General features: G+C 73.6%; 23 protein-coding genes and 1 pseudogene. 15 read left to right on the top strand and 9 right to left on the bottom strand.

Going from position 1 to position 23,553, the window contains the following annotated elements; genetic code table 11:
* From sucB to IE321_RS34460, 4 genes are all read left to right on the top strand, one after another.
* On the top strand, positions 1-1,017 hold a 1,017-nt coding region (sucB, locus tag IE321_RS34475; protein ID WP_190225789.1), incomplete at its 5' end, for a 2-oxoglutarate dehydrogenase, E2 component, dihydrolipoamide succinyltransferase.
* Positions 1,018-1,149: 132 nt separating this feature from the next.
* Entirely contained in the window at positions 1,150-1,773 is a 624-nt protein-coding gene (locus tag IE321_RS34470) for a GntR family transcriptional regulator (RefSeq protein ID WP_043222892.1), read from the top strand.
* Between the two features lie 262 nt (positions 1,774-2,035).
* A complete protein-coding gene (aceE, locus tag IE321_RS34465) occupies positions 2,036-4,738 on the top strand; it encodes a pyruvate dehydrogenase (acetyl-transferring), homodimeric type (RefSeq protein WP_043222890.1) in 2,703 nt (900 codons plus the stop codon).
* A gap of 51 nt (positions 4,739-4,789) precedes the next feature.
* A complete protein-coding gene (locus IE321_RS34460; protein WP_043222888.1) occupies positions 4,790-5,755 on the top strand; it encodes a helix-turn-helix transcriptional regulator in 966 nt (321 codons plus the stop codon).
* Here IE321_RS34460 and IE321_RS34455 read toward each other — a convergent pair.
* A complete protein-coding gene (locus IE321_RS34455; RefSeq protein ID WP_190225788.1) occupies positions 5,746-6,687 on the bottom strand; it encodes an SDR family oxidoreductase in 942 nt (313 codons plus the stop codon). The genes IE321_RS34460 and IE321_RS34455 overlap by 10 nt on opposite strands.
* 98 nt (positions 6,688-6,785) lie before the next feature.
* On the opposite strand from IE321_RS34455, the gene IE321_RS34450 reads away from it, so the two are divergent.
* Positions 6,786-7,313 carry a DUF4240 domain-containing protein gene (locus IE321_RS34450; protein ID WP_107063186.1) on the top strand — a complete coding sequence of 176 codons (528 nt, stop codon included), beginning with the start codon at positions 6,786-6,788 and terminating at the stop codon, positions 7,311-7,313.
* A gap of 86 nt (positions 7,314-7,399) precedes the next feature.
* Here the strand turns inward: IE321_RS34450 and IE321_RS34445 are convergent, their stop codons facing one another.
* Together IE321_RS34445 and IE321_RS34440 are read right to left on the bottom strand one after the other, a co-directional pair.
* The gene (locus tag IE321_RS34445; protein ID WP_190225787.1) at positions 7,400-8,257 is read right to left on the bottom strand and encodes an SDR family NAD(P)-dependent oxidoreductase; all 858 of its coding nucleotides are present in this window, start codon (positions 8,255-8,257) and stop codon (positions 7,400-7,402) included.
* Positions 8,257-9,051 (bottom strand): SDR family NAD(P)-dependent oxidoreductase, encoded by a 795-nt coding sequence (locus IE321_RS34440; protein WP_190225786.1) that lies wholly within the window; start codon positions 9,049-9,051, stop codon positions 8,257-8,259. Before IE321_RS34440 ends, IE321_RS34445 begins: the two co-directional genes overlap by 1 nt.
* 118 nt (positions 9,052-9,169) lie before the next feature.
* On the opposite strand from IE321_RS34440, the gene IE321_RS34435 reads away from it, so the two are divergent.
* Positions 9,170-9,823, top strand: coding sequence for a TetR/AcrR family transcriptional regulator (locus IE321_RS34435; RefSeq protein WP_226651678.1), 654 nt, complete (start codon positions 9,170-9,172; stop codon positions 9,821-9,823).
* Here the strand turns inward: IE321_RS34435 and IE321_RS34430 are convergent.
* Positions 9,816-10,316, bottom strand: a complete 501-nt coding sequence (locus IE321_RS34430) for a GNAT family N-acetyltransferase (protein ID WP_190225784.1) — start codon at positions 10,314-10,316, stop codon at positions 9,816-9,818. The two genes, IE321_RS34435 and IE321_RS34430, sit on opposite strands and share 8 nt — an antisense overlap.
* 103 nt (positions 10,317-10,419) lie before the next feature.
* Here IE321_RS34430 and IE321_RS34425 point away from each other — a divergent pair, with 103 nt between their 5' ends.
* Together IE321_RS34425 and IE321_RS34420 are read left to right on the top strand one after the other, a co-directional pair.
* On the top strand, positions 10,420-11,334 hold the full coding sequence (locus tag IE321_RS34425; RefSeq protein WP_190225783.1) for a TIGR01777 family oxidoreductase: 915 nt from the start codon (positions 10,420-10,422) through the stop codon (positions 11,332-11,334).
* A 185-nt stretch (positions 11,335-11,519) separates the two neighbouring features.
* Positions 11,520-12,947, top strand: a complete 1,428-nt coding sequence (locus IE321_RS34420; RefSeq protein WP_268257444.1) for an NAD(P)/FAD-dependent oxidoreductase — start codon at positions 11,520-11,522, stop codon at positions 12,945-12,947.
* 15 nt (positions 12,948-12,962) lie between these two features.
* On the opposite strand, the gene IE321_RS34415 is transcribed toward IE321_RS34420, so the two are convergent.
* Positions 12,963-14,456, bottom strand: coding sequence for an NsdA family TPR-like regulatory protein (locus IE321_RS34415; protein WP_190225782.1), 1,494 nt, complete (start codon positions 14,454-14,456; stop codon positions 12,963-12,965).
* Positions 14,457-14,775: 319 nt separating this feature from the next.
* On the opposite strand from IE321_RS34415, the gene lipB reads away from it, so the two are divergent.
* The 4 genes from lipB (at position 14,776) to IE321_RS34395 (ending at position 17,936) form a co-directional block, all read left to right on the top strand.
* A complete protein-coding gene (gene lipB / locus IE321_RS34410) occupies positions 14,776-15,585 on the top strand; it encodes a lipoyl(octanoyl) transferase LipB (protein WP_190225781.1) in 810 nt (269 codons plus the stop codon).
* 102 nt (positions 15,586-15,687) lie between these two features.
* Positions 15,688-16,641, top strand: a complete 954-nt coding sequence (lipA, locus tag IE321_RS34405) for a lipoyl synthase (protein ID WP_190225780.1) — start codon at positions 15,688-15,690, stop codon at positions 16,639-16,641.
* Between the two features lie 358 nt (positions 16,642-16,999).
* Entirely contained in the window at positions 17,000-17,215 is a 216-nt protein-coding gene (locus IE321_RS34400) for an SCO2195 family GlnR-regulated protein (RefSeq protein WP_043222866.1), read from the top strand.
* A 10-nt stretch (positions 17,216-17,225) separates the two neighbouring features.
* On the top strand, positions 17,226-17,936 hold the full coding sequence (locus IE321_RS34395; protein ID WP_043222863.1) for a DUF4191 domain-containing protein: 711 nt from the start codon (positions 17,226-17,228) through the stop codon (positions 17,934-17,936).
* A 79-nt stretch (positions 17,937-18,015) separates the two neighbouring features.
* Here the strand turns inward: IE321_RS34395 and IE321_RS34390 are convergent, their stop codons facing one another.
* Positions 18,016-18,483 carry an RDD family protein gene (locus IE321_RS34390; protein WP_190225779.1) on the bottom strand — a complete coding sequence of 156 codons (468 nt, stop codon included), beginning with the start codon at positions 18,481-18,483 and terminating at the stop codon, positions 18,016-18,018.
* A 222-nt stretch (positions 18,484-18,705) separates the two neighbouring features.
* On the opposite strand from IE321_RS34390, the gene glnA reads away from it, so the two are divergent.
* Positions 18,706-20,127: a type I glutamate--ammonia ligase gene (glnA, locus tag IE321_RS34385; protein WP_043222859.1), complete on the top strand. Its 1,422-nt coding sequence runs from the start codon at positions 18,706-18,708 to the stop codon at positions 20,125-20,127.
* A gap of 80 nt (positions 20,128-20,207) precedes the next feature.
* On the opposite strand, the gene IE321_RS34380 is transcribed toward glnA, so the two are convergent.
* Positions 20,208-20,483 carry a hypothetical protein gene (locus tag IE321_RS34380; protein WP_190225778.1) on the bottom strand — a complete coding sequence of 92 codons (276 nt, stop codon included), beginning with the start codon at positions 20,481-20,483 and terminating at the stop codon, positions 20,208-20,210.
* 123 nt (positions 20,484-20,606) lie between these two features.
* Here IE321_RS34380 and IE321_RS34375 point away from each other — a divergent pair, with 123 nt between their 5' ends.
* The gene (locus tag IE321_RS34375) at positions 20,607-20,969 is read left to right on the top strand and encodes an arsenate reductase family protein (protein WP_190225777.1); all 363 of its coding nucleotides are present in this window, start codon (positions 20,607-20,609) and stop codon (positions 20,967-20,969) included.
* A 161-nt stretch (positions 20,970-21,130) separates the two neighbouring features.
* On the opposite strand, the gene IE321_RS34370 is transcribed toward IE321_RS34375, so the two are convergent.
* Both IE321_RS34370 and IE321_RS34365 read right to left on the bottom strand, forming a co-directional pair.
* A complete protein-coding gene (locus tag IE321_RS34370) occupies positions 21,131-21,658 on the bottom strand; it encodes a GNAT family N-acetyltransferase (RefSeq protein ID WP_190225776.1) in 528 nt (175 codons plus the stop codon).
* The gene (locus tag IE321_RS34365) at positions 21,642-22,550 is read right to left on the bottom strand and encodes a Gfo/Idh/MocA family protein (RefSeq protein WP_190225775.1); all 909 of its coding nucleotides are present in this window, start codon (positions 22,548-22,550) and stop codon (positions 21,642-21,644) included. Before IE321_RS34365 ends, IE321_RS34370 begins: the two co-directional genes overlap by 17 nt.
* 200 nt (positions 22,551-22,750) lie before the next feature.
* Here IE321_RS34365 and IE321_RS34360 point away from each other — a divergent pair.
* Positions 22,751-23,553, top strand: a pseudogene (locus IE321_RS34360) (hypothetical protein); the annotation flags it as partial.

Below are 23,553 nucleotides of genomic sequence, written 5' to 3'. Positions count from 1 at the left end.
GCCCCGGCGCAGGCCCCGGCCGCGCCGTCGATCGCCCCGGCGGTCGTCACCCCGGTCCCCGCCGCCCCGGTCGCCGCCCCCGCCCCGGCGGAGGACGGCGCCTACGTGACCCCGCTGGTCCGCAAGCTCGCCACCGAGAACGGTGTCGACCTGGCGGCCGTCAAGGGCTCCGGCGTCGGCGGTCGCATCCGCAAGCAGGACGTCCTCGCGGCCGCCGAGGCCAAGAAGGCCGCCCCGGCCCCCGTCGCCGCCGCTCCGGCCGCCGCGTCGAAGGCCCCGGCCCTGGAGGTCTCCCCGCTCCGCGGCCAGACCGTCAAGATGACCCGCATGCGCAAGGTCATCGGCGACAACATGATGAAGGCGCTGCACACGCAGGCCCAGCTGACCTCGGTCGTCGAGGTCGACATCACCAAGCTGATGAAGCTGCGCGGCCGTGCGAAGGACGCCTTCGCCGCCCGTGAGGGCGTCAAGCTCTCCCCGATGCCGTTCTTCGTGAAGGCGGCGGCCCAGGCGCTGAAGGCCCACCCGGTCATCAACGCCCGGATCAACGAGGACGAGGGCACGATCACCTACTTCGACACCGAGAACATCGGTATCGCGGTGGACTCCGAGAAGGGTCTGATGACCCCGGTCATCAAGGGTGCGGGCGACCTCAACATCGCCGGCATCTCCAAGAAGACCGCGGAGCTGGCGGCCGCCGTGCGCGCCTCGAAGATCACGCCGGACGACCTCGCCGGCGCGACCTTCACCATCTCCAACACCGGTTCGCGCGGTGCGCTGTTCGACACCGTCATCGTCCCGCCGAACCAGGTCGCCATCCTGGGCATCGGCGCCACGGTGAAGCGTCCGGCCGTCATCGAGACCGCCGAGGGCACCGTCATCGGCATCCGTGACATGACCTACCTGTCGCTCTCCTACGACCACCGTCTGGTGGACGGCGCCGACGCCGCCCGCTACCTGACGGCCGTCAAGGCGATCCTGGAGGCCGGCGAGTTCGAGGTGGACCTCGGCCTGTAGGGCTCGATGGGGCTTCGCGCCCCGGAGGCAACGTAACGAGCCTCACCAGCGGTGTCCCCGTCCGGATGTGTGTCCGGGCGGGGGCACCGCCGTATTGTCTAAGGGTCACGAAACTCCCGGAGGAGCCGTTCCATGACCGTCCCCGTCGTCCACTCGCTGCGCGAGCAGATCCGCGAGCACATCGTGGAGGGGATCGTCAGCGGCCGCTGGAAGCCGGGCGAGCGGATCGTGGAGCGCCGGATCGCGACCGAGCTGGAGGTCTCCCAGACCCCCGTCCGCGAGGCGCTGCGCGAGCTGGAGTCGCTCCGGCTGATCGAGTCGGCGCCGAACAAGGGCGTCCGGGTGCGCAATCTCACGGCCGCGGACCTGGAGGAGAGCTATCCGGTCCGGGCCGGCCTGGAGCAGATCGCGGCCGAGCTGGCCGCGCCCCGCCTCTCGGCCGACTGCTCGACCCTGGAGCCGCACGTGGCGGCGCTGTACGAGGCGGACGCGACCTCGGACGGCACGGCGCAGGTCCGGCACACGGTGGCCTTCCACCGCGAGCTGGTGAAGGCCGCCGGCAACAGCGTGCTGCTGCACACCTGGGAGGGGCTGGGCATCGAGGTCTTCACCGCCCTGTCGATCCGCTGGCTGGGCACGGTGCAGAAGTCGTACGCGGAGGAGCACCAGGAGCTCGTGGAGGCCTTCCGCCGGGGCGATCCGAACATCGGGGCCATGGTGAAGGCCCACGTCCTCGGCTGCGCACCCCGCGCCTGAACGTTTTCGCAGGTCAGAGCCCCGCTTCGGCGGGGCTTCCGCCGTTTTCGGACCGTTCGAAAAGTCGGCACCGGGTGCCCCTTTTCGCGGCACCCTGTGCCGACTTTCTCGATCTGAAGAGGTTTCCGGCTTCAACCCTTTGATCGATCATCGATCGGCGGTTTAGAGTCTTCGGCGGGCCGCTACCCGGCCCTTCGCCCTGTCCTGCCAGACAAGGCCCCCGTTTTTATCTCCACCCCCATCTGTCCGGAAGGCGGCGATCATGACCGATCCCGTAGGCAAGATTCCGAGCGAGCTCGACCAGCTCCCGGACCGTGACACCGAGGAGACCGCCGAGTGGGCGGCCTCCCTGGACGCCGTCACCAAGGCCGCCGGCCCCCACCGGGCCGCCTACCTGATGCGCCGCACGCTCCAGCACGCCGAGGGCGCGGGCCTGGCCCTGCCCAAGCTGCTGGAGACGGACTACCTCAACACCATCCCCACCTCCTCCGAGCCCGTCATCGACGGCGACGAGGAGATGGAGCGCAAGATCACCGCGTGGAACCGCTGGAACGCGGCCGCGATGGTCACCCGCGGCTCCAAGCACGGCGTCGGCGGCCACATCGCCACCTTCGCCTCCGCCGCCTGGCTCTACGAGACCGGCTTCAACCACTTCTTCAAGGGCAAGGAGGGGGACGGCTCCGGCGACCAGCTCTACATCCAGGGCCACGCCTCCCCCGGCATCTACGCCCGCGCCTTCCTCGACGGCCGCCTGGACGAGTCGCACCTCGACAACTTCCGGCAGGAGTCGGGCGGCAACGGCCTGCCCTCCTACCCGCACCCGCGCCGCCTCCCCTGGCTGTGGGAGTTCCCCACCGTCTCCATGGGTCTGGGCCCGCTCTCCGCGATCTACCAGGCGCGCTTCAACCGCTACCTGACCAACCGCGCCATCAAGGACGTCTCCGCCTCGCACGTGTGGGCCTTCCTCGGCGACGGCGAGATGGACGAGCCCGAGTCGACCGCCGCCCTCGCGCTGGCGGCCCGCGAGGGTCTGGACAACCTGACCTTCGTCATCAACTGCAACCTGCAGCGCCTCGACGGCCCGGTCCGCGCCAACTTCAAGATCGTGCAGGAGCTGGAGGCCCAGTTCCGCGGCGCCGGCTGGAACGTCGTGAAGTCCCTCTGGGGCAACGCCTGGGACGAGCTCTTCGCGCTCGACACCACCGGCGCCCTGGTCCGCCGCCTCCGCGAGGTGCCGGACGCACAGGTCCAGACGTACCAGACCCGCGACGCCGCCTACATCCGCCAGGACTTCTTCGGCAAGGACCCGGCGCTGGTCGCGATGGCCCAGCTGCTCTCGGACGACAAGATCCTGGAGTGCTTCCACCTCTCGCGCGGTGGCCACGAGCCGCGCAAGGTGTACGCCGCGTACAAGGCCGCCCTGGAGTTCAAGGGCGCCCCGACCGTGATCCTGGCGCAGACCGTCAAGGGCTTCACCCTCGGTGAGGGCTTCGCGTCGAAGAACGCGAACCACCAGATGAAGAAGCTGACGACCGACGAGTTCAAGAACATGCGTGACCTTCTTGAGCTGCCGATCTCCGACGCCCAGTTCGTCGACGGCGTGGTCCCCTACGGCCACCCGGGCGCCGACTCCGCCGAGGTCCGCTACCTCAAGGAGCGCCGCGCGGCGCTCGGCGGTCCCGCCCCGGCCCGCCGCGTCCACCCGGTCGCCCCGCTCCCGGCCCCGTCCGAGAAGGCGTTCGCCTCCTTCGACAAGGGCTCCGGCTCGCAGTCCATCGCCACCACGATGGCCTTCGTGCGTCTCGTGAAGGACCTGGTCCGCGACAAGGAGACCGGCAAGCGCTGGGTCCCGATCGTCCCGGACGAGGCCCGCACCTTCGGCATGGAGTCGCTCTTCCCCTCGCTCGGCATCTACTCGCCGAAGGGCCAGACGTACGAGCCGGTCGACCGCGACCAGCTGATGTACTACAAGGAGGCCGTCAACGGCCAGATCCTGAACGAGGGCATCACCGAGGCCGGCTCGATGGCCGACTTCATCGCCGCGTCGACCGCGTACTCCACGCACGGCGAGACGATGATCCCGTTCTACATCTTCTACTCGATGTTCGGCTGGCAGCGGACCGCCGACCAGATGTGGCAGCTCGGCGACCAGCTCGGCCGCGGCTTCCTCGTCGGCGCCACCGCCGGCCGCACCACCCTGACCGGTGAGGGCCTCCAGCACGCCGACGGCCACTCCCCCGTCATCGCGGCCACCAACCCGGCCGCCCTGACCTACGACCCGGCGTTCGCCTACGAGGTCGCGGCCATCGTCAAGGAGGGTCTGCGCCGGATGTACGGCGAGGCCGCCCCGGACGAGGACCAGGACGTCTTCTACTACCTGACGGTCTACAACGAGCCGATGCCGCAGCCGGCCAAGCCGGGCCACGCGGGCGTCGACGAGGGCATCGTCAAGGGCCTGTACCGCTTCAACACCGCCGAGTCGGCCGGGCTGACCCTGCCCGTCAACGCGCCGCGGATCCAGCTGCTCGGCTCGGGCACCGCGATCCACTGGGCCCTGGAGGCGCAGAAGCTGCTCGCCGACGAGTGGGGCGTGGCCGCCGACGTGTGGTCCGCCACCTCCTGGACCGAGCTGCGCCGCGACGCGCTGGAGGCGGACGCCGCCCTCCTGCGCGGCGAGGAGCGGGTGCCGTACGTCCGCCAGGCCCTCGCGGGCGTCGAGTCGCCGGTCCTGGCGGTCTCCGACTACATGCGCCAGGTCCCGGACCAGATCGCGCAGTGGGTCGAGCAGGACTACTCGTCGCTGGGCGCCGACGGCTTCGGCCTCTCGGACACCCGCGCCGCGGCCCGCCGCCACTTCGGTGTCGACGCGCAGTCGATCGTGGCCGCCTCCCTGGCGCGGCTGGCCCGCCGCGGCGAGGTCCCGGCCACGGCCGTGAAGGAGGCGCGCGAGCGCTACGGCCTGTAAGGCCCGGGGCCGGCCGGTCCGGCTGTCGGTGGCGGCGCGCATGATGGGATCATGCGCGCCGCCCGGCTGATCAAGATGGTCCTGCTCCTCCAGAACCGCCCGTCCATGACGGCGGCCGAACTCGCCGCCGAGCTGGAGGTGTCGGAGCGGACCGTGACGCGTGATGCCCTCGCCCTCTCGGAGGCGGGGGTTCCCGTGTATGCGGACCGGGGACGGACCGGCGGGTACCGGCTGGTCGGCGGGTACCGCACCCGGCTGACCGGGCTGGCCCGGGACGAGGCGGAGGCGCTGTTCCTCTCCGGGCTGCCGGGCGCGCTGCGGGACATGGGGCTCCAGGACGCGGCCTCGGCCGCCCGGCTGAAGGTCTCGGCGGCGCTGCTGCCCTCGCTGGCGGACGCCCCGCACGCGGCGGCCCGCCGCTTCCACCTGGACGCGCCGGGCTGGTACCAGGAGCCGGAGACGCCGGAGCTGCTGCCCGCGGTCGCGGAGGCGGTCTGGGACGACCGGTGGATCTCCGCGCGCTACCGCCGGCGGGACGGCGAGGAGGTGGAGCGGGAGCTCGCGCCGTACGGACTCGTGCTGAAGGCGGGGGTCTGGTACGTGTGCGCCCACACCGGGAGCGCGTACCGCACCTACCGGGTGGACCGGTTCACGGCCGTGGCGGTGGGCGGGGAGCGCTTCGCGCGCGATCCGGGGTTCGCGCTGGACGCCTTCTGGGCGGAGCGGGCGGCCGAGTTCGCGCGCTCGCTGCTGCGGGCCTCGGTGGAGCTGCGGCTGACGGAGGCGGGGGCGGCCCGGCTGCCGTACGTGACGGACCGGGCGGCGGCGCGGGAGGCGCTGGCGGCGGCCGGGCCGGCGGAGGACGGCCGGGTGCGGGCGGTGCTGCGGGTGGAGGGCGAGGAGGTGGCCTTCTCCCAGCTGCTGGCGCTGGGGGCCGAGGTGGAGGTGCTGGCCCCGGAGACGCTCCGCGCGCGGTTCGCGGAGGCGGCCCGGGGCCTGGCGGAGCTCTACCGGTAGGAGTCCGGGGACGCCTGGTCGTCGGTCTCCCTGGCGACGAGGAAGCCCCAGGCGTCGGGACGGGAGCCGTCGGCGTCGGTGAAGCCGTACTCCCCGGCCAGCTGTCCGCTGGAGAGCGACCGGCCGGTCCAGCGGTTCCGGTCGGGGTCGGCGGCGAGGGCGGCGACGGCCCGGCCGACGTAGACGGGCGACTCGGAGACGCCGAAGTCGGGGGTCTTCTCCAGGGCGTCGCGCCAGGTGGCCTCGGTGACGCCGAAGGCTTCCAGCATCTGCTCGGAGCGGAGCCAGCCGGGGCTGACGGAGACGGCGGTGCCGCCGCTGTCGGCGAGCTCCTTCGCGAGTCCGAAGGCCATCCGGACGGGGGCGTTCTTGGCGAGGTCGTAGAAGAGGTTCTCGCGGTAGCGGGTGGCGTTGTACTCGGTGGTGCCGTCGGTGACCTCGACGACGAGGCCGCCGGGGTGGCGGGTGAGCAGCGGCAGGGCGGTGTGCGAGGTGACGAGGTGGGTGCGGACGCCGAGTTCGAGCATCCGCAGGCCGTCGTCGAGGGGGATCTCCCAGGTCTTCTTCCCGAAGGAGGCGCCGATGAGGTGTTCGCCGCCCCAGACGTCGTTGACGAGGACGTCGAGTCGGCCGTGCTCGCGGTCGATCCGGTCGACGAGGGCGCGGACCCGCTCGGGGTCGAGGTGGTCGGTGGGGACGGCGACGCCCTCGCCGCCGGCGGCGGTCACCAGTTCGGCGGTCTCCTCGATGGTCTCGGTGGTGCGGCCGACCTCGCTGACCTGCGCGCGGGTGGTGCGGCCGGTGACGTAGACGGTGGCTCCGGCGGCGCCGAGCTGGACGGCGATGGCCCGGCCGGCGCCCCGGGTCGCCCCGGCGACGAGGCAGATCCGTCCGCGCAGCGGCGGGGGTGAGAGGGTCTTGTCGGTCGTCATGGGGCTCAGGCTCGCAGGAAAGACCGTCATCTTCTGTCTGGATTGATTCCGGATTTCCGGGTGCGTCGCCGCCCCGGACACAGGATGCTGGTCCCGTGATGGACGAGACCGAGTTCTGGGAGATCATCGACGCCGCCCGCGCGGACGCCGAGGGCGACCCCGAGGAGCAGGCGGATCTGCTCGTGGAGCGGCTGACCCGGCTGGATCCGGACACGGTGCTCGACTACGCGCGCCACTTCGAGGCCCGGTTCAACCGCGCCTACCACTGGGACGTGTGGGGCGCGGCGGCGGTGCTGCTCGACGGGGCCGGCACGGGCGAGGAGGGCTTCGACGCCTTCCGCTGCTGGCTGATCGGGCAGGGCCGGGAGGTGTACGAGGGCGGTGTCGCCGATCCGGACGGACTCGCGGAGCTCCTGGAGGAGTTCGATCCCGAGCTGGACGGGGACGGCGAGGAGATCGGTTTCGCGGCGGACGAGGCCTACGAGACGCTGACCGGGACGGAGACCCCGGAGCTGGGCATCGTGATGCCGGACGGGGAGCCGGAGGGCGCGCCGCTGGACCTGGCGGACGCGTCGGCCCTGGCGACCCGGCTGCCCCGGCTGTGGGAGCGCTTCGGGGCGGGGTAGGCCGAAGGCCCCGGCGGGGGTTCCGGGGCCTTCGGCGGTACGGGGGCTTCGGCGGTACGGGGGCTTCGGCGGTACGGGGCCGGGAGTCAGGCCGTGGGGAGGCGGGGGTTCTCCCGCGCCAGGATCATGTCCGTGCGCGGCTGGAGCGCCGGGAAGAGCTGTTCGGGCTGCGGGATCGCCCAGTACTTCCCTTCGGCGACCATGTCGAGGACGCGCTCGGCGTGCTCCTCGGGGGTGAGTCCGTGCTCGTCGGCGAGCGTCTGGAGCCGCTCGTTGAAGGCGGCGATCTCCGGGGGCGCGGTCTCGCCGGGGCGGGCGGCCTTGAAGATCTCGCTCTTGACCGAGCCGGGCGTCACGACGGACACCTGGATCGGGGCGCCCTTCATCAGCATCTCGTAGTGCAGCGACTCGCTGAGGGCGAGGGTGCCGAACTTGGTGACGCTGTACGGGGCCATGAGCGGGCTCGGCAGCAGGCCGCCGATGGAGGAGACGTTGACGACCCAGGCCCGCTCGCCGCGTTCCAGCATGCGGGGGACGAAGGCGCGGATGCCGTTGACGTAGCCGCCGATGTTGACCCGGAGCATGGCGTCCCAGCGTTCGGCGGGGATCTCCCAGGAGTAGCCCATGGCCATGATCCCGGCGTTGTTGACCAGGAGGTCGACGGTGCCGAAGCGGGTGTACGCGGTGTCGGCGAGGGCCTCGACGGAGCCGGGGTCGGCGACGTCGGTGACGACGGACTCGACCTCGGCGCCGGTGGCCCGGAGCTCCTCGGCGAAGGCGGCGAGCCGGTCGGCGGCGATGTCGGCGAGGACCACCTTCATGCCGAGCTTCGCGGCCTGCCGGGCGAGGCCGGCGCCGATGCCGGAGGAGGCTCCGGTGACGACGGCGACGCGCCCGGCGAAGACCTCGGCGGCGGACGGGGCGCCGGAGGGGGCGGCGGACATCAGAAGTGGGTCCCGCCGTCGATGCGGACCTCGGTGCCGGTGATGAAGCGGCCGTCCTCGCTGGCGAGCATGGCGACGACGCCGGCGACGGTCTCGGGGCCGGCGAAGCCCTGGCCGAGGGCGGGGGCGAGCTTCATGAAGAGCGACATGTCGGCGTCGGCGGGCAGGCCGGGGCCCGTGGACTGCTTGCTGGCGCCGGAGCCGTCGGTCATGCCGGAGGAGATGGAGCCGGGCTGGACGGCGGTGAAGCGGATGCCCTGCTTGGCGTACTCGGCGGCCAGCGCGTGGGTCATGGACTGGATGCCGCCCTTGCTGGCCGCGTAGGCCGCCATGTAGGGGTGGGCGAAGAGCGCGGAGGTGGAGGAGAAGTTGACGACGGCGGAGCCGTCGCCCTCCAGGAGCGCCGGGATCGCCTCGCGGATCATGAGGAAGGTGCCGGTCAGGTTGATCCGGAGCACCTGCTCGAAGGAGTCGAGGCTGGTCTCGTGGGTGTGCGAGGAGCGGAGCACGCCGGCCGCGTTGACCAGCACGTCCAGGCCGCCGAGGGCGGTGACGGCGGCGGCGACGCCGGTGCGTACGGACTCCTCGTCGGCGACGTTCACGACGACGGTGGTGAGGCGGTCGGCGGCGCCGCCGGCCTTGGCGACGGTGTCCTTCAGGCCGTCCTCGCTGATGTCGGCGGCGACGACGCGGCCGCCCTCGGCGAGCATGCGCAGGACGGTGGCCTGGCCGATGCCGGAGCCGCCGCCGGTGACGAGTGCGCGGCGTCCTTCGTAACGGGTGAGCTGGTTCATGGCGGCGACCTCTCGATGTCAAGCTTCCTTGCTTGATGGCAACCGTACGCCTGGATGGCACGTTTTGCCACACCTGCATTTCGTGCACTCCGGAGGGTGGTGGGCGTACCCTCGTACGGTGAGCAACGCACCCGAGCCGACGACCGCGACGCCCTCCCTGACCCAGCGCCGCAAGGCCGCCACCCAGCTGGACATCGCCCGCGCGGCGGCCGAGCTGTTCACCGAGCACGGGCCCGACGGCACCACCGCGGAGTCCATCGCCCTACGGGCCGGGGTCGCGCTGCGGACCTTCTACCGCTACTTCCGCTCCAAGCAGGACGCCGTCGCCCCGCTCCTCGCGGGCGGCGCCGACCGCTGGCGGGAGTCGCTCGCCGCCACCGGTCCCGGCGTGCCGCTGCCGGTCGCACTGGAGGGCTCGATCGCCGCCTCCCTCACGCCGGTGGACGAGGCCGAGGAGGAGGGGCTGCGCTGGACCCGGGGGCTGCTGCGCGCCTCCGCCGAGGACCCGGCGCTGCGGGCCGTCTGGTACCGGGTCAACCAGGAGTCGGAGGAGCGGCTGCGCGAGGTCCTGGCCGGTCTCGCGGGCCCGGGGGCCGACCCGCTGGAGGTGCGCCTGGCCGCCGCCGCGGCCACCGACGCGATCCGGATCGCCCTGGAGAGCTGGGCCGAGTCCGACGCCCCCGCCGAGGGCCCCGGCTCCCCCGCCGCGCTCGCCCTGCGCTGCCTGCGCGAGCTGATGGGCGGGGTGGCGCTGTGGAGCGCCGCTAACTGAGCGGGCGGCCCATCAGGACGTCGTCGACGGGCCGGCCGCCCAGGACGAACTCGCCCGGGAGCACGCCCTCGACCACGAAGCCCTCCGCCTCGTAGAGCGCGCGGGCGGGGACGTTGTGCCCGAGGACCCGCAGGGTGATCCGGGTGGCCCCGTCGGCGCGGGCCTTCGCCAGGGCGGCCCGCAGCAGGGCGCGGCCCACCCCCTGGCCCCGGGCCTCGTCGGCGACGGCGAGGCCCTGGACCTGCCGGACGTGGGCGTTGCAGTCGAGCGGCGTCGGCCGCCCCACCCTCACGTACCCGAGGAGGAGCCCGGCCCGCTCGGCGACCAGGTGGTCGGCGGGCCGGTGGCGCTCGTCGAAGAACGGCGGGTACGGCTCCGAGGGCTCGGGCAGCACCGCGTGGAGCGGCGACCAGGCCGCCCGGTCCAGCCGCCCCAGCGGCTCGGCGTCGCCCGCCCGGGCGCCTCGGATCACGAAGGTCTCCGGCACGGTCATGACGGCCACTCTGCCACGCCTCCGCCGCCGCGGGGCGGACCCGCGGCGACCGGCGGGGTCGCACCGGACGCACGGCGCGGGCGGGAGCGGGCAGGATGGGGGCATGCAGCCTTCCGCCCACCGCAAGCGCGTCGCCGTCACCGGGGCCTCCGGCCTCATCGGGGCCGCCCTCGTCCGCTCCCTGCGCGCCGACGGGCACGACGTGCTCCGGCTCGTCCGCCGGCCCGCCCGGACCGCCGACGAGGTCGAGTGGGACCCGAAGCGGCTGTACGTGGACGGCGCCGGGCTCACGGGCGTCGACGCGGTCGTGCACCTGGCGGGCGCGGGCGTCGGCGAGCGCCGGTGGACCGAGGCGTACAAGAAGGAGATCCGGGACAGCCGGGTGCTGGGCACCACCGCGATCGCCCGGACCCTCGCCGGGCTCGCCGAGCCGCCGGAGGCGCTGGTCTGCGGCACCGCCCTCGGCTGGTACGGCGACACCGGCAGCGGCGCGGTGGACGAGAGCGCCCCGGCCGGCACCGGCTTCCTGCCCTCGGTGTGCGTGGAGTGGGAGGCCGCCGCGGCGCCCGCCGAGGAGGCCGGGATCCGGGTGACGTACGCCCGCACCGGTCTGGTGGTGGCCCGTCAGGGCGGCGCGTGGGGACGGCTCTTCCCCGTCTTCCGGGCCGGGCTGGGCGGCCGGATGGGCGACGGGCACCAGTACTGGTCCTTCATCGCGCTGCACGACGAGGTCGCCGCGCTGCGCCATCTGATCGACACCCCCTCGCTGTCCGGCCCGGTGAACCTCACCGCCCCCGAGCCGGTCACCAACCGCGAGGTGACCGCGGCGATGGGCCGGGTGCTGCGCCGCCCGACGCCCTTCCCGGTCCCGGCGCCCGCGCTGCGGCTGGTCCTCGGCGACTTCGCGGCGGACGTCCTCGGCAGCCAGCGGGTGGTCCCGGAGCGGCTGCTCGCCTCCGGCTTCACCTTCGCCTTCCCCACCATCGACGAGGCGATCCGGGCCGCCGCACCCCACTGAGCGGGGCCCGCGCGCTCCCTGCGCTCCCCCGTGCTCCGGCAAGCCCGCCGCGCGCGGGCCCGCTGTCGTGGGAGCGCTGCCTACCCTCGGTGCCCACCAGTCGACACGGATCGCGAACTCGGGCATTCCGGGGGCTTGTTGGGGGCATAGGCCACCAACAGGCGGCGCAGACCTGGGGAGGGCACGTGCTCAGTACCGCACGCAGCGCACAGCAGGCACAGCACGCGGACGACGTCCCGGAGGGCACCTCCGTGCCGGAGGCCGCACAGGGCACGGCCGTCCCGCGGCCCCGGCGGGCCGCCGGGGGCGGCGACGACCTCGGGGAGGTCGACGTCGTCGTCGTGGGCGCGGGACTCGCGGGGCTCACGGCGGCCCGGCGGCTGACCGGGGCGGGGCTCTCGGTCGCCGTCCTGGAGGCCGAGCCGCACCCCGGCGGGCGGCACGCCACCGCCGTGACGGACGGCTTCCGGCTCGACCGGGTGGGGAGGCTGCTCACCCTCTCCGCGGAGGAGCTGCGGGCCCTGCCGGGCCTGGACGGGGTGGTGCCGCGCCCGTTCGCGCCCGGGGTGCTGATCCACTCCGACGGACGGTACGCGCGCTGGGGCGCCCCGCACCCGAGGGCCCGCAGGGGCGCGTTCACCGTGGCGCGCGCCCTCGCGAGCGCCCCCCGGCATCCGGCGGCCTCGCTGGACCAGGCGCGGCTCGGCGCCTCGCTGGTGCGGCTGGCGGCGACCCCGACGCAGCGGCTGCTCGCCCGGCCGGAGCGGACCGCGCGCGAGGCGCTGTCGGGCCGACTGCCCGCCAGGACCGTGCAGACGGTGCTGCGCCCGCTCCTCGCCGCGCTGCTGGCCGACCCCGACCTGGCGGTGTCGAGCCGGCGGGCGGACCTGGCGCTGCGGGCCTTCGCGCGGGGCCGGGTGTCGGTGCCGGAGGGCGGCTCGGGGGCGCTGCCGGAGCGGCTGGCGGCGGCGCGGCCGCCGGGCACGCTGCGGACCGGCGTCCGGGTCACCCGGGTGTCGGCGGCGCGGGTGGTCACGGCGGAGCACGGGACCGTCGGCTGCCGGGCGGTGCTCCTGGCGACCGGGGCGCGCTCGGCGGCGGAACTCCTGCCGGGCCTGCGGGTCCCGGCCTACCACCCGGTGACGGTGCTGCACCACACGGCGCCGGCCGCGCCCACGGCGGACCCGGCGCTGCTCCTGGAGTCGGACCCGGGCGGGCCGGTGGCGCACACGGCGGTGATGAGCGCGGTGGACCCGACGCGGGCGCCGGACGGCCGGCCGCTGATCACCTCGACGGTCCTCGGGACGCCCCCGGACGACACGGAACGGCGGGTCCGCAAGCACCTGGCGGCGCTGTACGGCACCTCCACCGACGAATGGGAGCTGCTGGCCCTGCACCACACCCGGGACGCGGTCCTGGCCACGCCCCCGGCGCACGACCCGTGCCGCTCGGTGCGGCTGCTCGCGGGCCTGTACGTGTGCGGCGACCACCGGGCGGCGGGCACCCTGCGCTCCACGCTGGCCTCCGGCGAGCGGGCCGCCCGCGCCGTCCTGGCCGATCTGGGCCTGCGCCCCGCCGCGCCGGAGGAGGCGGAGGAGGAGGCGGCGGCCTGACGGCCCCGGGGCGGGTCAGCCGAGGGCGGCCACCCGGTCACGGTAGGTGCGGACGGGCGGGGCGTCGCGGTAGGGCTCCAGGCGGCGCTCGAAGTCGCGGACGTACTCGATCGCGCGGGCCGACCGCATCTCGGCGGCCTGCTGGGCGGCCTCGGCGCCGAGCGCGCACGCCTGGTCCAGCTCGCCGAGGGCGAGCCGGGCGGTGGCGAGGACGACCCGGCAGAAGAGGCGGCTGCGGGCGTAGCCGGGGGCGCGGAGCTGGAGGGCCCGCTCGGCGTGCTGGGCGGCGGGACGGTACTGCTGGAGGTCGCGGTGGCAGTGGCCGAGCTCGTCGGCGAGCTGGGCCTCGTCGAAGGAGCGCGCCCAGTAGGGCACCTCGTCGCCGGGCCGGGCGGCCTCCAGGGCCCGCTCGGCCCGGACGAGGGCGGCGCTGCACGCGCGGGCCTCGGCCAGGACGGCGTGGCCGCGGGCCTCGACGGCGTGCAGCATGCCCTGGACGACGGGCGGGGCGCCGGTGCCGACGCCCTGCTGGGCGACCCGGGCCAGCTGCACGGCCTCCCGTCCGTGGCCGAGGTAGACGGCCTGGCAGCTCATGGTGAGGAGCACGTACGAGCCGTAGGCCCGGTCGCCCGCGGCCTGGGCGAGGCGCAGCGCCTGGACGAAGTAGCGCTGGGCGAGGCCGTGGGCGGCGATGTCGTACGAGGTCCAGCCGGCGAGCCGGGTGAGGTCGGCGGCGGCGGCGAAGAGGCGCCGGCCGGTGGACTCGCCGTAGGTGCCGCGGAGCATGGGCTCGGCCTCGTGCTCCAGGTAGCGGACCAGGGCCTGGCGGGCGTGGCCTCCGCCGTAGGCGTGGTCGAGGGTGCGGAAGAGGTCGCCGACGGAGCGGAGGGCGGCGATGTCGCCGCCGGTGACGCGCTGGCCGGGGCCCCGCTCCGTACCGCGCTGGCGGGGGACGGAGAAGCGGCCCTGCGGGGGCACCCGGGGGTCCTGGCCGATCGGGCGGACCGGTCCGCCGGTGACGGCCGGGCGGACCACCGGCACGGGCGGCTGCTCGCCGCGGGCGACCCGGTCGTCGGCGCGGCCGATGAGCCAGTCGCGGCTGGGGACGACCAGGCCGGCCGGGGTGAAGGCGATCTTGCGGAGTTCGGCGTGGCTGCCGGAGTCCTTGCGCCAGAGGCCGCTGACGATGTCGACGGCCTCCTCGGGGGTGGCGGCGAACTCCAGGCCCGCGTAGACCGGCGCGCAGGCGTCGAGCCCGAGGTCCTGGGCGGTGAGCCGGCGGCCGAGGCGGCGGGTGAAGACCTCGGCGATGAGGGCCGGGGTGGTGCCGCGCGGCTGCTGCCCGCGCAGCCACCGGGTCACGGAGGTCTTGTCGTACCGCAGGTCCAGCCCGTGCTCCAGGCCCAGCTGGTCCACCCTCCTGGCGAGTCCGGCGTTGGAGAACCCGGCCTCGGCGATGAGCGCGGCGAGCTGGCGGTTCGGGACGCGCTGCGGTGGTCGTTCCGTCATCGGCTGTGCGGTCTCCTGCCTTCCGGGCGCAGGTGGCAGCCCGTTTCGACCCTCATGGAACGGCGTGAATGTAGCGGTGATCCCGGCCCGTACCGTCGCCTTCGCCCCACATTCATCCGATCGTGTGAGGAACCGGAACCCTCGTTGTCGCGCCGAGCTGACCCCGGCCGGCCCCTTCCGGGCCCTCCACCTGCCCGAAGGAACCGCGCGCCGCCGCCGTACAGTGGCAGGGGCGCGTAAGACGCAGGGTGCCGGGCCGGCTCCCGCCCCGGGACGATCCCCGGAACCCGGCCGCGGGCACCCAGGAGGAGGCATGGCCGTGAGTGAGCTGCAATTCGTCCGCCTGGGCTTCGGCGAGGACGCCGTCGAGTACCAGGCGGCCTGGGACAAGCAGCGCGAGGTGCACGCCGCGCGGTTCGCCGACGAGACCATCGACACCTGCCTGCTCCTGGAGCACCCGCCGGTCTACACCGCGGGCCGGCGCACGGCGGAGAACGAGCGGCCGCTCGACGGGACCCCGGTCATCGACGTCGACCGCGGCGGCAAGATCACCTGGCACGGCCCCGGCCAGCTGGTCGGCTACCCGATCCTCAAGCTGCCCCGCCCGGTGGACGTCGTCGCGCACGTGCGCCGCCTGGAGGAGGCCCTGATCCGCACCGCCGCCGAGTTCGGCGTGGCGACCACCCGGGTCGAGGGCCGCAGCGGTGTCTGGGTCCTCGGCGACCCGGTCGAGCGCCGGCCGTCCCTCGGCGGGCTCTCGCTGGACTTCGACCCGCGGCTGACGGACGAGGAGTTCGACCCGCGGCTGCACGGACCCGAGTACGCCCCCTCCAACGCCGGCCAGCGCCGCGAGGACCGGAAGCTGGCCGCCATCGGCATCCGGGTCGCCAAGGGCGTCACGATGCACGGCTTCTCCTTCAACGTGAACCCGGACAACGCCTGGTTCGACCGGATCATCCCGTGCGGCATCCGCGACGCCGGCGTGGCCTCGCTCGCCAACGAGCTGGGCCGCGACGTCACCATCGAGGAGGTCCTCCCGGTGGTGGAGCGGCACCTGCGGGACGTGCTGGAGAACGCGGAGCCGAAGCCGCGGGAGATCGCGCGCGAGACGGCAGAGGCCACGGCCTGAGGAATGCCTGGCTCTGGCCACGGGTTGGCCAGACGTAGCAAGGCATGGAAGCAACGGGCGTACCCTGGTGTGCGCCGAAGAATCGAAGCTACAGGAGCCGATGTGTCCGCAGTCGCACCCGACGGACGCAAGATGCTGCGCCTGGAGGTCCGGAACGCCCAGACCCCCATCGAGCGCAAGCCCGAGTGGATCAAGACCCGCGCGAAGATGGGGCCCGAGTACACCAAGATGCAGAGCCTCGTGAAGAGCGAGGGCCTGCACACGGTCTGCCAGGAGGCGGGCTGTCCCAACATCTTCGAGTGCTGGGAGGACCGCGAGGCCACCTTCCTCATCGGCGGTGACCAGTGCACCCGGCGCTGCGACTTCTGCCAGATCGACACCGGCAAGCCGGAGGCGCTGGACCGGGACGAGCCGCGCCGCGTGGGCGAGTCCGTCGTCACGATGGACCTGAACTACGCCACCATCACCGGCGTCGCCCGCGACGACCTGGAGGACGGCGGCGCCTGGCTGTACGCCGAGACCGTGCGCCAGATCCACCAGCAGACCGCCGAGCGCGCCGCCGGCCGCACCAAGGTCGAGCTGCTGGCCCCCGACTTCAACGCGGTGCCGGAGCTTCTGGCGGAGGTCTTCGACTCCCGCCCCGAGGTCTTCGCGCACAACGTGGAGACGGTGCCGCGGATCTTCAAGCGGATCCGCCCCGGCTTCCGCTACGAGCGCTCGCTGGACGTCATCACCCGGGCCCGTGACTACGGTCTGGTCACGAAGTCCAACCTGATCCTCGGCATGGGCGAGACCCGCGAGGAGATCAGCGAGGCGCTCCAGCAGCTGCACGACGCGGGTTGCGAGCTCATCACGATCACCCAGTACCTCCGCCCCTCGCTCCGGCACCACCCGGTGGAGCGCTGGGTGAAGCCGCAGGAGTTCGTGGAGCTGAAGGAGGAGGCCGACGAGATCGGCTTCTCCGGCGTGATGTCGGGCCCGCTGGTCCGCTCCTCCTACCGCGCGGGGCGCCTGTACCAGCAGGCGATGGAGCAGCGCAGCCGAGCCGGAGCGTAGGTTGCGGGTCCGTCCGAGGAACGAGGACGGGCACGCGGCCGGAGCGGTGGCGAGGCGGAGCGCGACCAGGGGCTCGGAGAAGCGCGGCGCCGCCGCGGCCGGTCTGCCGGTCGTGTGAGTCGCCGCACAGGCGGTCACCGGTAGCGAGGCGTGCCGGAAGAGCGGCCCGTACGGCCCCGCAGTTCAGCGGGGCCGTACGGGCCGCTCCGCCGTACGGGGGTCCGGCATCAGCGTTTCATCAGTGTTTGACCGTCGGGTCATGCCCTGGTAACACCGTTCTGTGAGCATGGTTCCACGCACCGCCACCACCAGCTCGCTCCCCCACCTCGTCTCATCCGCACGCGAGAGAGGACCCCTCATGCCGGCCGCCTCGACGCATGTCCGCGTCAGTGCCCTTCCGTCCGTCACCGGCGCCCTCAGGGCCGTCGAGGCCCTGCTCCTGGGCTCCGGGCAGCGCACCGCCCGCCGCAACGCCTGGACCTCCGTCCTGGAGGACCGCCGCCGCGCCAAGGACCGCATCGAGGCCCAGCACGTCCTGGAGGCCGCGTCTGGCCGGACGTCCCGGGCCACGTAGACTTCAAGGCATGGCGAGGAAGGCAAACACGGGCGGCGCTGACGCCGCGAACCCCGGGCGACTGAAGCAGATCGCCCTCACGTACAAGATGACCCGGAAGGCCGACCCCAAGGTCGGGCTCGTCGTGGCCGGCGTGGGCATCGTCGTACTCGGTGTCCTCCTCGGTATCGGCTTCCTGATCGGACACCCGGTCTACCTGGGCATCCTGGGCTTCGTCCTGGCGCTCCTGGCGATGGCGATCGTCTTCGGACGGCGTGCCGAGCGGGCCGCCTTCGGGCAGATGGAGGGACAGCCGGGCGCGGCCGCGGCGGTGCTGCAGAACATCGGGCGCGGCTGGACGGTGACCCCCGCGGTCGCGATGAACCGCAGCCAGGACGTGGTGCACCGGGCGGTCGGCCGCCAGGGCATCGTGCTGGTCGGCGAGGGCAACCCGAACCGGCTGAAGCCGCTCCTCGTGGCCGAGAAGAAGAAGATGGCCCGCATCCTGGTCGACGTGCCCGTGACGGACATCGTCGTCGGCAACGACGAGGAGCAGGGCCAGGTCCCGCTCAAGAAGGTCCGCACCAAGATGCTGAAGCTGCCCCGGCTGCTCAGTGGCCCCCAGGTGACGGCGGCCAACGACCGACTGCGGGCGATGGGTGACCTTATGTCCAATATGCCCCTCCCGAAGGGCCCGATGCCCAAGGGCATGAAGATGCCGCGCGGCGGAAAGACGCGCTGACGCGCGCCACGGACGGAAATGGCGGTGCCCCGGACCTGTGCGGTCCGGGGCACCGCCATTTCGGCGTGCGGGCCGGGGCTCAGACCCGGATCTGGACGGCGCCGGAGAGGCGGTCGTGGAGGCCGCGGCCGTCGCGGTCCCAGATGAGCGCGGGGATCGCCAGGCAGGTGAGGGCGGCGCGGAGCACGGCGCGGGGCGGCGAGAGGCGGCCGCCCGCGACGGAGACGACCCGCAGGCGGAAGAGGAGCTTCCCCGGGGTGGCGCCGACGGTGCCGACGGTCAGGGCGATCAGGACGAACAGGATGAGCAGGGCCCAGTTGCCGGTCGCCTGGTTGTAGCCGTCGGTGAGGAGACCGTATGCGATCAGCATGCACAGGCCCCAGTCCACGGCGAGCGCGCCCAGCCGCGCCCCGGGCCGGGCGATGGAGCCGGGCCCCTCCTCGGGGAGGCCCAGCTGCTGCCCCCGGTAGCCGAAGTCCACACCTGCTTGCTCCGCTGCGGCACGGGGGCCGGAGAGCCACGATCCGAGTGCTTGCCTGTTGTCCACCCGACCACGGTACTGCGCCCGTTTTCGATCACTTCGGTCCGGGTGCGAATGGGGCGCGACACGAGCCGTCCACAACCGTCCCGGTTAACTTCCACGAAACAAATGGGTCATGCTTGAGAAATCCCGACTGCCTAGGGTCGGGTACGAGCGTGCGCCACCGCACTGGCCGCATCACCGAGCTGCAACCCCGCCCCTCCCCGGGCCGGGAGTAGGAGGAGTTGGATGTCCAAGCACGGGTTCCAGAACGCCGACGAGGTCGCGAAGTTCATCAAGGACGAGGACGTCAAGATGGTCGACGTCCGCTTCTGCGACCTTCCCGGCGTGATGCAGCACTTCTCGATCCCTGCGACGGCCTTCGACCCGTCCGAGGAGCTGGCCTTCGACGGCTCGTCGATCCGCGGCTTCCAGGCCATCCACGAGTCCGACATGTCGCTGCGCGCGGACCTCTCCACGGCCCGCCTGGACCCGTTCCGCCGCGACAAGACGCTCAACATCAACTTCTTCATCCACGACCCGATCACGGGCGAGGCCTACAGCCGTGACCCGCGGAACATCGCGAAGAAGGCGGAGGCGTACCTCGCCTCCACCGGCATCGCCGACACCGCGTACTTCGGCCCCGAGGCCGAGTTCTACGTGTTCGACTCGGTCCGCTTCGAGACCTCCGCGAACCAGGGCTTCTACCACATCGACTCCGAGGCCGGCGCCTGGAACACCGGTGCGGAGGAGAACAACCGCGGCTACAAGGTCCGCTACAAGGGCGGCTACTTCCCGGCCCCGCCGGTCGACCACTTCGCCGACCTGCGCGCCGAGATGTCCCTGGAGCTGGAGCGGGTCGGCCTCCAGGTCGAGCGCCAGCACCACGAGGTCGGCACCGCCGGTCAGGCCGAGATCAACTACAAGTTCAACACCCTGCTCGCCTCGGCCGACGACCTGATGCTGTTCAAGTACATCATCAAGAACGTCGCCTGGCGGAACGGCAAGTCCGCGACCTTCATGCCGAAGCCGATCTTCGGCGACAACGGCTCGGGCATGCACGTCCACCAGTCGCTGTGGTCCAACGGCGACCCGCTGTTCTACGACGAGGCCGGTTACGCGGGCCTGTCGGACACCGCCCGCTACTACATCGGCGGCATCCTCAAGCACGCCCCGTCGCTGCTCGCCTTCACCAACCCGACGGTGAACTCCTACCACCGCCTGGTCCCGGGCTTCGAGGCGCCGGTCAACCTGGTCTACTCGCAGCGCAACCGCTCCGCCGCCATGCGCATCCCGATCACGGGCTCGAACCCGAAGGCCAAGCGCGTCGAGTTCCGCGCGCCGGACCCGTCCTCGAACCCGTACCTCGCCTTCTCGGCGCTGCTCCTCGCGGGCCTCGACGGCGTCAAGAACAAGATCGAGCCCATGGAGCCGATCGACAAGGACCTCTACGAGCTGGCTCCCGAGGAGCACGCGAGCGTCCCGCAGGTCCCGACCAACCTGGAGGCCGTCCTCAAGGCCCTGGAGGAGGACAACGAGTACCTCCAGGCCGGCGGTGTCTTCACCTCCGACCTGATCGAGACCTGGATCGACTACAAGCGCACGCACGAGATCGCCCCGATCCAGCTGCGCCCGCACCCGCACGAGTTCGAGCTCTACTACGACCTCTAAACCGCGCGGCGCACACACGCCCACGCAGAAGGCCGCCGTCCCGGAACCCCCGGGGCGGCGGCCTTCGCCGTGTGTCCGCGTCAGAGGTTGTGACGGATGAAGGTGCGCACCAGACGGCAGGTGACGTCGGAGGGCGGGTGGATGCCTATGCGCTCCGCGGTGGCGCGGATGGTGGCGTTCGTCGCCTTCGACGGGATGTAGACGCCGGAGTCGAGGAGGGCGATGGCGAGGCGCATCGCCTTGAGGCGGCGGTTGTGGGTGACGTACCACTCGCGCGGCCGCCCGGCCGGGAGGGCCTTCTTCCGGAGGGGCGTGAAGGGTTCGATGGACGGCCTGCGGATCACGGCTGCTGCCATGGGCTACCTCCTGGCGAACGGTGGCGGGGGCCCTCCCCGGGGCCCTTGCCTTCACCTCCCATTTTACGGCCGGGCACTGACAATCGGCCCTGGTCGGACGGGGTTCCGGGGTAGATTCGGGGGATGGAGATCTGGATCAATCCCGCCTGTTCCAAGTGCCGGTCCGCCCTGACCCTGCTCGACGCGGAGGGGGCCGATTACACCGTCCGGAAGTACCTGGAGGACGTGCCGTCCGCGGCGGAGATCCGGGACGTCCTGGAGCGGCTCGGGCTGGAGCCGTGGGACATCACCCGGACCGGGGAGGCGGTCGCCAAGGAGCTCGGGGTGAAGGAGTGGGGCCGGGAGCCGGCCGACCGCGAGCGGTGGATCGAGGCGCTGTCCGCGCACCCGAAGCTCATCCAGCGGCCGATCATCACCGCCGACGACGGCAGTGCCGTCGTCGGACGCTCGGAGGAGGCCGTGCGGGACGCCCTCGGGCGGGGCTAGGGCCTGTCTGGCCATGGGCGTCGGATCAGGCCGGGTCGTCCGGTGCGTGCGATCGGCGTGCGGCAGGGACGGCCTCGTAGCAGCGCTACTCGGGCGTTTCGGCCGTGCGGCGAGCGTGCGTGCCGGACGGGCCGGACCCGACGGGAAGGGTCGGACAGGCCCTAGGCTCCCCGCTCCCCCAGGGTCCTGGTCATGAGGTGCTCGCCGGGGCGGGCGCCGGAGCGGCGGTAGCCGAGGCGTTCGTAGAGGGTCCTGGCCGGGGTGTTGCCGGTGAGGACGGCCAGGCGGATCAGTGGCGCGCCCCTCTCCCCGGCCCACTCCTCCACGGCCGTGACCAGCCGGGTCGCCAGTCCCCTGCCGCGGGCCGCGGGCGCGACCCAGAGGGAGCGCAGCTCGGGGACGCCGTCCGGGGAGACCAGGCCGCCGGCCAGGCCCACCGGGCGGTCGCCGAGGAGGGCGACGAGGGCGAGGGCCGTCGGGTCGTCCAGGCGGGCCCGCCAGCGCTCCTCGCCGCCGGCCCGCCAGTCCGCGAGGTCCATCCTGAACGCCTCGGGCGAGACGGTCAGGGCGGCGAGCCGGGCCTCGCCCCAGAGCCGCCGGTCGGCGGGGCCCAGCATCCGCAGGACGGGGGCTCCCGCGTCGGTACCGCCCGTGCCCCCGGCGGCCGCCGGGTCAGGGGGCCGTGGCACGGGTCTCCGCCTCGGTGAGGAGTTCGGTGAGGCGCAGGGCGAAGCGGGCGTCGCAGGGGTGGGGGGTGCCGGTGGCCGCCGCGGCGAGGAGGGCGTCGACGGCGCGGGCGTACGCGTCGACCGCGCCGTTCCACGGGGGCAGTGCGGCGCGGCCCGCCGTGCCGTGGAGGGTGATCGCCGCGCCCGCCGCCTCCGGCGGGGCGCTCAGGCTCAGGGTCACCGTGCTGCTCGCGCCCGAGGCGTGGCGGAGGACCAGGTGGTGGGTGTCCTCCGGGCCCTTCGCCGCCGTCAGGGCGGTCACCTCGCCGAGGACCGGGAGCAGGACGGAGAGGACGTGCGGGCCCACGTCCCACAGGCCGCCCTTCTCTCGGCGCCACGGGGAGGCCGCGTAGGGGCTGTCCGAGCCGGGGCCGTAGAGGGAGCCGAGCCAGCGGGCCTCGGCGACGTACCAGCCGCCCGTCGCCCGCTGCTCCTCGATCCAGCGGGCCGTCTCCGGGGCGAAGCGGAGGGTACAGAAGACGACCGAGGCGACGCCCGCCGCGTCCGCCGCGTCGACGACCTCGCGGGCGCCCTCGACCGTGGTGGCAAGGGGCTTGTCGAGCAGCAGGTGGCAGCCGGCCCGGGCCGCGCGGGCGGCGATCGGCGCCTGGACGTCCGGCGGCAGCGCGACCGCGACGGCGTCGCACTCCGCGAGGAGCGCGTCCAGGTCGTCGTAGGCGCGGGTGCCGGAGGCCGCGGCCAGTTCGGCGGCCGCCTCCGGGCGCCGGCCCCACACCCCGGCGAACTCCACCCCCTCGTGCGCGGCCAGGGCCGGCGCGTGGGTCCGGGCGGCCCAGGGGCCGGTGCCGAGGAGTCCGATGCGGGGGCGCGACTGCGCGGAAGGGTTCGCCATGGCCCCCAGTCTGCCCGCCCGGGCCGCCCGCGCTCACCCGATATCCCCTGGCCGTCCTCCCCCGGGCCGGTGTTAGCGTGCTCGGGTGCCGGCCGCGGGACTTCGGTGCGACTTCCGATACCTGCCTCGTAAAGCAACGTCTTCGCTGATCGCGCTTCCTCTCCCCGGCCGGCACGCCGACACGCGAGAAGGGGGCCGTCGTGTCCGAGCTGGTCGCCGCCGAGGACGTGCTGCTGTTCGTCAACGCGGCCGTGACCGCGACGGGGCAGCGGGAGTTCCGCTCGTCCGCCGCCGAGCAGCGGCTGTCGCTGGACTTCCTCCACGCGTACGTACGGGTCAACTACCGGCCGCTGTACGCGGCGTGCCTGGCTCTCGACATCAACGACCACAACGCCGCGCTCGTCGTCGAGCAGCTGCTGCGGACGCCGGGCGAGGCCGGTGAGGGCGAGGGCCGGCTGGTCGCGGCCCGGCTGGCGCGGATGGCGCCGCAGCGGGTGTACCGGCTGTTCCGGGCGCTGCGCGCCGCCGGGGTGAACAACCGCCGCACGCGCGCGATCACCCGCGACTGGCTGGCCGCGCGGCCGGATCCGGCGCTGGACGCCGTGAAGTACCGGGCCGGGGTGAAGACCGCCCTGCGGCACGCGCACCTGCCGGCCGCCGACGCCGAGACCGGCGACTTCCTCTTCGCGCCGGGGCGCCGGACGCGGTACGCGCACCGGACGCTGGAGGCGTACCGGCGGGCCGGGTACGAGCAGGCGGCGCTGTACGAGCTGCCGTTCACCGTCGCGGAGGGCTTCGCGGCGAGGCACGGGGTGGACCGGGCGGTGTTCCTGGAGCGGATCGCGCCCCGGATGACCCGGCTGGAGCGGCTGCGGACCGAACGGGCCGCCGGGCGGGGCGGTGTGGCGACCGGGCCGGCCGGGATGCCGCTGACCCGGCTCGCGCTGTACGTGCTGGCGCTGCCGCTCGCGGCGCGGGCGGCGCGGCGGGCGGACCTGGGGCG

The organism is Streptomyces hydrogenans (assembly GCF_014656075.1).
Lineage (GTDB): Bacteria > Actinomycetota > Actinomycetes > Streptomycetales > Streptomycetaceae > Streptomyces > Streptomyces hydrogenans.
Note: the sequence above shows the minus strand (reverse complement) of the source record. Positions and strands in the feature narration are given on the sequence as shown.

What these genes read in the sequence shown, in the direction of transcription:
- IE321_RS34460 (WP_043222888.1), top strand. Translation starts at nt 4,790, where the DNA reads ATGCGCGCCGCCCGGCTGATCAAGATGGTCCTGCTCCTCCAGAACCGC.
- IE321_RS34430 (WP_190225784.1), bottom strand. Translation starts at nt 10,316, where the DNA reads ATGACCGTGCCGGAGACCTTCGTGATCCGAGGCGCCCGGGCGGGCGAC.
- IE321_RS34450 (WP_107063186.1), top strand. Translation starts at nt 6,786, where the DNA reads ATGGACGAGACCGAGTTCTGGGAGATCATCGACGCCGCCCGCGCGGAC.
- IE321_RS34415 (WP_190225782.1), bottom strand. Translation starts at nt 14,456, where the DNA reads ATGACGGAACGACCACCGCAGCGCGTCCCGAACCGCCAGCTCGCCGCG.
- IE321_RS34395 (WP_043222863.1), top strand. Translation starts at nt 17,226, where the DNA reads ATGGCGAGGAAGGCAAACACGGGCGGCGCTGACGCCGCGAACCCCGGG.
- IE321_RS34400 (WP_043222866.1), top strand. Translation starts at nt 17,000, where the DNA reads ATGCCGGCCGCCTCGACGCATGTCCGCGTCAGTGCCCTTCCGTCCGTC.
- IE321_RS34365 (WP_190225775.1), bottom strand. Translation starts at nt 22,550, where the DNA reads ATGGCGAACCCTTCCGCGCAGTCGCGCCCCCGCATCGGACTCCTCGGC.
- aceE (WP_043222890.1), top strand. Translation starts at nt 2,036, where the DNA reads ATGACCGATCCCGTAGGCAAGATTCCGAGCGAGCTCGACCAGCTCCCG.
- IE321_RS34455 (WP_190225788.1), bottom strand. Translation starts at nt 6,687, where the DNA reads ATGACGACCGACAAGACCCTCTCACCCCCGCCGCTGCGCGGACGGATC.
- IE321_RS34445 (WP_190225787.1), bottom strand. Translation starts at nt 8,257, where the DNA reads ATGTCCGCCGCCCCCTCCGGCGCCCCGTCCGCCGCCGAGGTCTTCGCC.
- glnA (WP_043222859.1), top strand. Translation starts at nt 18,706, where the DNA reads ATGTCCAAGCACGGGTTCCAGAACGCCGACGAGGTCGCGAAGTTCATC.
- IE321_RS34470 (WP_043222892.1), top strand. Translation starts at nt 1,150, where the DNA reads ATGACCGTCCCCGTCGTCCACTCGCTGCGCGAGCAGATCCGCGAGCAC.
- IE321_RS34440 (WP_190225786.1), bottom strand. Translation starts at nt 9,051, where the DNA reads ATGAACCAGCTCACCCGTTACGAAGGACGCCGCGCACTCGTCACCGGC.
- IE321_RS34380 (WP_190225778.1), bottom strand. Translation starts at nt 20,483, where the DNA reads ATGGCAGCAGCCGTGATCCGCAGGCCGTCCATCGAACCCTTCACGCCC.
- IE321_RS34425 (WP_190225783.1), top strand. Translation starts at nt 10,420, where the DNA reads ATGCAGCCTTCCGCCCACCGCAAGCGCGTCGCCGTCACCGGGGCCTCC.
- IE321_RS34375 (WP_190225777.1), top strand. Translation starts at nt 20,607, where the DNA reads ATGGAGATCTGGATCAATCCCGCCTGTTCCAAGTGCCGGTCCGCCCTG.